Here is a 6,801-nt window from a genome sequence, read left to right as displayed (position 1 = left end):
ACGCCTCGCTGCTGGCGAACACGGAGAACGCCGGGCAGGAAACCGCGCAGGAAGGAGCACGGGCATGAGGCTCGTCGTCGTCTCCGCGGGACTGAGCGTCCCGTCCTCCACCCGGCTGCTGGCCGACCGGCTGGCCGCCGCCACCGCCGCGCAGGCCCCGGCCGAGGTGCGGGTCGTGGAGCTGCGCGACCTCGCGGTGGAGATCGCGCACACCTTCACCAACGGCTTCCCCGGACGGGAGCTGTCCGCCGCCTTCGACGCCGTACGGGCGGCCGACGGCCTGATCGTCGTCACCCCGGTGTTCTCCGCCTCCTACAGCGGGCTGTTCAAGTCCTTCTTCGACGCCCTGGGCGCCACCGAGCAGGACGCCCTCGCCGGCAAACCGGTGCTGATCGCCGCGACCGGCGGCACCGCCCGGCACTCGCTCGTGCTGGACCACGCGCTGCGCCCGCTGTTCGCCCACCTGAAGGCCGTCGTCGTCCCCACCGGCGTCTACGCCGCCTCCGAGGACTGGGGCGCCGAAGGACTCGACGGCCGCATCGAGCGGGCCGCGGGCGAACTGGCCGCCCTGATGGGCGGACCGTCGACGGCCCGGAAGCCGGCCGGGAACACCGCGGGGACCGTCGCCGTCGACGCCGCCCAGGTCGTCCCCTTCGAGGAACGGCTCGCCGCGCTGCGGCCCGCCGGGTGAGAGCTGGGTAAGAAGTCCGGCCGCCCGGTCGCGGGGTCCCCGTCCTTGGCAGACTGGACGGGTGCCCCGGACTGTTCTGCTCGCCGAAGACGACCGCGCCATCCGGCATGCCCTGGAGCGCGCCCTCACCCTGGAGGGCTACCGGGTCACCGCGGTCGCCGACGGCGTCGAGGCGCTGGCGCAGGCCCACACCGGCCGCCCGGACGTGCTGGTCCTCGACGTGATGATGCCGGGCATCGACGGCCTCCAGGTCTGCCGGGCGCTGCGCGCCGAGGGCGACAGCACGCCGATCCTGATGCTGACGGCGCTCGTGGAGACCGCGGACCGCATCGCGGGCCTGGACGCGGGAGCCGACGACTACGTGGTCAAGCCGTTCGACGTCGAGGAGGTCTTCGCCCGGCTGCGCGCGCTGCTGCGCCGCACCGACCGGACGGAGGCGGACGGCACCGGGGCGGGGACCGCCGGGAACACCTCGGCGGCGGGGGAGGACGGGTCCGGGCAGGGTGCGGACCGCGGGGAGCCCGAGGGCCGGTGTCTGGAGGCGGCCGGGCTGCGCATGGACCCGCAGGCCCGCCGCGCCTGGCGGGGCGAGCGGGAGCTGGAGCTGACCCGCACCGAGTTCGAGCTGCTGGAGCTGCTGGTCCGCAACGCGGGCATCGTCCTCGACCACTCCACGATCTACGACCGCATCTGGGGCTACGACTTCGGCCCCGGTTCGAAGAACCTCGCCGTCTACGTCGGCTATCTGCGCCGCAAGCTCGACCAGCCGGGCGCCCCGCAGCTGATCCAGACCGTGCGCGGGGTGGGTTACGTGCTGCGGGAGGGCTGAGTGGGCACCTCGGCCGGACCGGGCGGCCGGAGCGGTACGGGCGGCCGGGGCGGAGGCGGCAGGCTCGGAGGGGGTGGCCGGGGGCGGCGGGCGCGACTGTGGTCGCTGCGGACCACGTTCGCCGTGTCGTTCGCGGTGGTCACGGCCGTCGTCACCGTCCTCGTCGGCGTGCTGTCGTACAACGCCGCCGCGCGCCTGGTGCGGGTGGACCAGGAGTCCGTCTTCGAGCAGGTGGTGCAGGACCTGCGCGCCGAGGTGCGGCAGCGGCCGATGTCGCCCGGCGACTTCTTCTCGTCCGCGCCCGGCCACGACATCGTGCGCCCGGCCCGTACGGACGTGCAGGTGCTGGGGCCGGACGGGGAGGTCTCCGACCCGGCCGGCCGCCGGCTGCCGGTGACCGGCGAGGACCGGCGGACGGCGGGTGCCGCGGTGGCCGGGCGGATGGTGCAGCACAAGGACGTGGACGTCGGCCACGACGTCTACCGGATCGCGACCGTCGCCCTCGGTGACGGCCGGGGTGCCGTGCAGGTGGCGCAGGAGTTCAGCGACACCGAGGATCTGCTGCGGGCCCTGCAGCGGCGGACGCTGGTGCTGATGGCCGCGGTGGTGACCGCCGCGGGTCTGTGCGGCTGGTGGCTGGCCCGGCGCATCACCCGGCGCCTGATCGCCCTGACCTCCGCCGCCGAGGACGTCGCCCGCACCCGCCGGCTCGGCATCCAGGTCCCGGTCACCGGGTACGACGAGGTGGGCCGGCTGGGCCGGGCCTTCGACCGCATGCTGGGCCGGCTCGCCCAGTCGGAGGAGGACCAGCGGCGCCTGGTCCAGGACGCGGGCCACGAGCTGCGCACCCCGCTGACCTCCCTGCGCACCAACATCTCGCTGCTGCACCGGATCGACGAGCTGCCGCCCGCCGCGCGCGAGGAACTGGTCGCCGACCTGGGGCAGGAGGCCCGGGAGCTGACCGACCTGGTGAACGAGCTGGTCGAGCTGGCGGCCGGCCAGTCCGGGACGGAGCCGGTGCGGCCGGTCGACCTCGGCGAGATCGCGTACGAGGTGGCGACCCACGCCCGGCGCCGCACCGGGCGCGAGATCAGCGTGCGGGCCTGCGGCGACACGACGGCCGACGGGCGGCCCCTCATGCTGACCCGCGCCCTCTCGAACCTGGTCGAGAACGCCGCGAAGTTCGACCGGGGCGGCACGGGGCCCATCGAGGTCACCGTCGCCGGTCCGGCCCGCCCCGGCACGATCCGCGTCGAGGTCCGCGACCGCGGGCCCGGCATCGCCGACGCCGACCTGGTCCGCGTCTTCGACCGCTTCTACCGCGCCGCCGACGCCCGCTCCCAGCCCGGTTCGGGCCTCGGCCTGTCCATCGTGCGGGAGGTGGCGCTGGCGCACGGCGGAGCGCCGTTCGCCTTCCGGCGGGAGGGGGGCGGGTCGGTGATCGGCTTCACGGTGGGCCAGACCCCGGCGCGGGACGAGCCGCCCGGCGGGGACGCGGGCTGACGGCGGGGACGCGGGCCGACGGTGGTGGCGGGGCCGGCCGTCGGTGCGGGCCGGACCGGGTCAGGCCGTGCCGGCCAGTTCGTATCCCGCCTCGTCGACGGCGGCGCGGACGGCGTCCTCGTCGAGCGGTGCGGTGGAGGTGACGGTGACCTCGCCGGTGGCGGCGACGGCCTTGACCGCGGTGACGCCCGCCAGCGCGGAGATCTCCTCGGAGACCGCGCCCTCGCAGTGTCCGCACGTCATGCCGGTCACCTTGTAGACGGTGGTGACGGCGGCTTCCCGGCCGCTCTCCGCCGTGGCGCCGGAGTGGCAGGAGCCGTCGGTGGTGCAGCAGGAGCCGGAGTTGTTCTGGTCGGCGGTCATGGCGTCTCCCTCGGGGTCGGCGAGCAGGTGGGCAGCACGGGAGGCGCGCTTTCCACGGCGCCTCCCGACACCACCGACTCTATACCCCTAGGGGGTACCTGGAAAGCGGCTCCGGAGATCCGGTCCGGTGTCGCCGGCGCTCAGACCGACGACGCGCGGCCGTGGTCGGTGCACAGCGCCCAGATGACGAAGACGCCGATGACGATGGAGATGATCGCCCAGAGCGGGTGGTACGGCAGCCAGATGAACTGCAGGATCACGGCGAGGGTGGCGAGCCCGACGCCGAGGCCCCGTGCCCAGGCGGCGCCTCTGAGGATGCCCAGGCCGGTGAGGGCGAGGAGGATGCCGAGGATCAGGTGGATCCAGCCCCACGAGGTGAGGCTGAACTTGAAGACGTAGTCGCCGACGGCCGCGTAGACGTCGTCCTTCGCGATGGCGGCGATGCCGTTGAAGACGCCGAAGAGGCCCTCGATCAGCATCAGCACACCGGCGAAGACGACGCCGCCGGAGGCCCAGGCGCTGCCTCCGGACCGGCGTCCGGTGTTGTGGGTGGCGTTGGCCATGGTCGTGCTCCGTCCCTCGGAACCCACGGTGCGCGGGGACTTACGAGTCTTCGCCCGCGACCGGGATGCGGCGACCGGGTGCGGGCCATTCGGGTGAACGCACCGACGGGTTCCGGCATGAAGACGCGGGCGAAGACTGCCGGAAGTCGGCAATGCGGCGGGGTGTGCCGGTCGGCAGGATGGGGGCGAGGGGAGCGCGTGGGACGGCTCCGATGCCGGACACCGGCAGGTGCTCCGCCGGAGCCCGGACACGCCGTCGCCGCCGCGGGCGGGACGCGGGCAGGATCACGGGGGGTACGACATGCGGGCACACGCCGAAGCCACCACCGGGATTCCCGCCGTCCTCCGCACCGCCGCTCCGCGAGACGCCGCCGGGGCCCGCTGCCCCGGCCGGTCCGTGGACACCGATGCCGTGGCCCCGGTCCCGATGCCGACGGCATCCGCCCGGTCCGGCGCGCTCGACGCCGGTCTCCGGCCCCGTCCCGTCGCCCCTCCGGCCCTCGCGCCCGCGCCGGCCGCGCCCGCGGTCCTCGCCGCCGCGCCCGGCACCGCACGGCGTGCGCCCCGGTCCGCCGCACGGCGTGCGCCCCGGTTCGTCGTACGGCCGTGGCGCCGGCTCTTCCCCGACGAACGCGGGCCGTCCCGGACGGCCGCCTGAACTCCGTGGCGCCGTGCCGCACCGGCCGCCGCTGTGACACCTCCGAGCCCTGAGCGGGCTCGTCCTTCCTAGCCGCCAAGGACGTGCTGATGAATGCCATGACCGTGGGCGTGGGCGCGCTCGTCGTCCTCTGCCTGCTCGCCGTACTCGTCGTCTCCCGGCTGTTCCGAAAGGTGGAGCAGGGCAAGGCGCTCATCGTCTCCAAGATGCGCAAGGTCGACGTGACCTTCACCGGCCAGGTCGTCCTGCCGGTGCTGCACCGGGCCGAGGTGATGGACATCTCGGTGAAGACCATCGAGATCACCCGGGCCGGCAAGGAGGGCCTGATCTGCCGGGACAACATCCGCGCGGACATCCGCATCTCGTTCTTCGTCAAGGTCAACAAGACCGTCGAGGACGTCATCAAGGTCGCCCAGGCGGTCGGCACGGCGCGGGCGAGCGACCGCGACACCCTGCAGGAGCTGTTCCACGCGAAGTTCTCCGAGGCGCTGAAGACCGTCGGCAAGCAGCTGGACTTCACCGACCTCTACACCAAGCGCGAGGAACTGCGGTACCGGATCATCGAGGTCATCGGCGTCGACCTCAACGGCTACCACCTGGAGGACGCGGCGATCGACTACCTGGAGCAGACGCCGCTGTCCCAGCTCGACCCGGCCAACGTCCTCGACGCGCAGGGCATCCGCAAGATCACGGAACTGACGGCCGTGGAGCACGTGCGCACCAACGAGGCCCAGCGCACCGAGGAGAAGGAGATCACCCGGCAGAACGTCGACGCCCGGGAGGCGATCCTGGAGCTGGAGCGCCGCCAGGTCGACGCCGAGATCAAGCAGAAGCGGGAGATCGAGACCGTGCGGGCCCGCGAGGAGGCCGAGACCGCGCGGGTGGTGGAGGAGGAGCGGCTGCGGGCGCAGGGCGCCTTCCTGCGCACCGAGGAGCAGCTCGGGGTCCAGCGCGAGAACCAGGCCCGCGAGGTCGCCGTCGCGGCGAAGAACCGGGAACGGGTCATCGCCATCGAGAACGAGCGCATCGAGAAGGACCGGATGCTGGAGGTCATCGCGCGGGAGCGGGAGACCGAGCTGACCCGGATCGCGGCCGAGAAGGAGGTCGAGGCGGAGAAGCGGGAGATCGCCGAGGTCATCCGCGAGCGGGTCGCCGTGGACCGTACGGTCGCCGAGCAGGAGGAGTCCATCAAGAAGCTCCGCGCGGTCGAGGAGGCGGAGCGGCAGCGGCAGGCCGTGATCATCGCCGCCGAGGCGGAGGCCCAGGAGAGGCTGGTCAAGGACATCAAGGCGGCCGAGGCCGCCGAGCAGGCCGCCACCCACCGCGCGGCCGAGGAGCTGACCCTGGCCGAGGCCCGGCTGAAGAGCGCCGACCTCGACGCCCGGGCCAAGCTGAAGCTCGCCGAGGCCACCCGGGCCGAGAGCGCGGCCGAGGGCCTGGCCGCCGTCGAGGTCCGCGACAAGGAGGCCGAGGTCATCGAGAAGGCCGGCCGCGCGGAGGCCGAGGCGGCCGAGGCCCGGATGCGCGCCGAGGCGGAGGGCGCCCGGGCGAAGGCGCTCGCCGAGGCCGAGGGCATCGGCGAGAAGCTCAAGGCCGAGGCTGCGGGCCTGACCGAGAAGGCGGCGGCGATGGCCGCGCTCGACGAGGCGTCCCGCACCCACGAGGAGTACCGGCTGCGCCTGGCGGCGGAGAAGGAGATCCGGCTCGCCGGACTGGACGTCCAGCGCCAGGTCGCCGAGGCGCAGGCCACCGTGCTGGCCACCGGGCTGGAGAACGCCGACATCGACATCGTCGGCGGCGAGTCGGTGTTCTTCGACCGCCTGATGTCCTCCATCGCGCTCGGCAAGGGCGTCGACGGCTTCGTCCGGCACTCCGAGACGGCGCAGGCCCTCGCCGGGCCGTGGCTGGACGGCACGTCGAACCTCGCCGACGACCTCGGCCGGATCCTCGGCTCGGTCTCCACGGCCGACGTGCAGAACCTGACCGTCTCCGCCCTGCTGATGAAGCTGATGAAGACGGGTGACGTGCACGCCGGCCAGGTGCAGAAGCTGCTCGACAGGGCGGGGGAGCTGGGGCTCGCGGACGCCCCGCTGACGTCCCTCAACGGCAGCGCCAGGGCCTGACGGCAGCGCCCGACCACGTCGTCCTCCGGAGCCGCCCGCCCCACGGGAGCGGCGGCTCCGGAGCCCACTCG

At 73.9% G+C, this 6,801-nt stretch carries 6 protein-coding genes; 4 read left to right on the top strand and 2 right to left on the bottom strand.

Going from position 1 to position 6,801, the window contains the following annotated elements; genetic code table 11:
- Positions 1-64 precede the first annotated feature (64 nt).
- The 3 genes from ACIRFH_RS03945 (at position 65) to ACIRFH_RS03935 (ending at position 3,023) form a co-directional block, all read left to right on the top strand.
- Entirely contained in the window at positions 65-691 is a 627-nt protein-coding gene (locus tag ACIRFH_RS03945; protein WP_403516949.1) for a CE1759 family FMN reductase, read from the top strand.
- A gap of 61 nt (positions 692-752) precedes the next feature.
- Positions 753-1,520: a response regulator transcription factor gene (locus tag ACIRFH_RS03940; RefSeq protein WP_403516948.1), complete on the top strand. Its 768-nt coding sequence runs from the start codon at positions 753-755 to the stop codon at positions 1,518-1,520.
- Between the two features lie 123 nt (positions 1,521-1,643).
- Positions 1,644-3,023, top strand: coding sequence for an ATP-binding protein (locus ACIRFH_RS03935; RefSeq protein WP_403516947.1), 1,380 nt, complete (start codon positions 1,644-1,646; stop codon positions 3,021-3,023).
- A gap of 60 nt (positions 3,024-3,083) precedes the next feature.
- Here the strand turns inward: ACIRFH_RS03935 and ACIRFH_RS03930 are convergent, their stop codons facing one another.
- Both ACIRFH_RS03930 and ACIRFH_RS03925 read right to left on the bottom strand, forming a co-directional pair.
- Positions 3,084-3,386 (bottom strand): heavy-metal-associated domain-containing protein, encoded by a 303-nt coding sequence (locus ACIRFH_RS03930; protein WP_403516946.1) that lies wholly within the window; start codon positions 3,384-3,386, stop codon positions 3,084-3,086.
- Positions 3,387-3,526: 140 nt separating this feature from the next.
- The gene (locus tag ACIRFH_RS03925; protein ID WP_403516945.1) at positions 3,527-3,949 is read right to left on the bottom strand and encodes a hypothetical protein; all 423 of its coding nucleotides are present in this window, start codon (positions 3,947-3,949) and stop codon (positions 3,527-3,529) included.
- Between the two features lie 747 nt (positions 3,950-4,696).
- Between ACIRFH_RS03925 and ACIRFH_RS03920 the strand changes: the two genes are divergently transcribed.
- Entirely contained in the window at positions 4,697-6,730 is a 2,034-nt protein-coding gene (locus ACIRFH_RS03920; protein ID WP_403516944.1) for a flotillin family protein, read from the top strand.
- Positions 6,731-6,801: the final 71 nt, after the last annotated feature.

It is taken from the genome of Streptomyces sp. NPDC093586, from assembly GCF_044764905.1.
GTDB lineage: Bacteria > Actinomycetota > Actinomycetes > Streptomycetales > Streptomycetaceae > Streptomyces.
The sequence above is the reverse complement of the archived record's forward strand: the minus strand, read 5'-3'. Positions and strand labels throughout refer to the sequence as shown.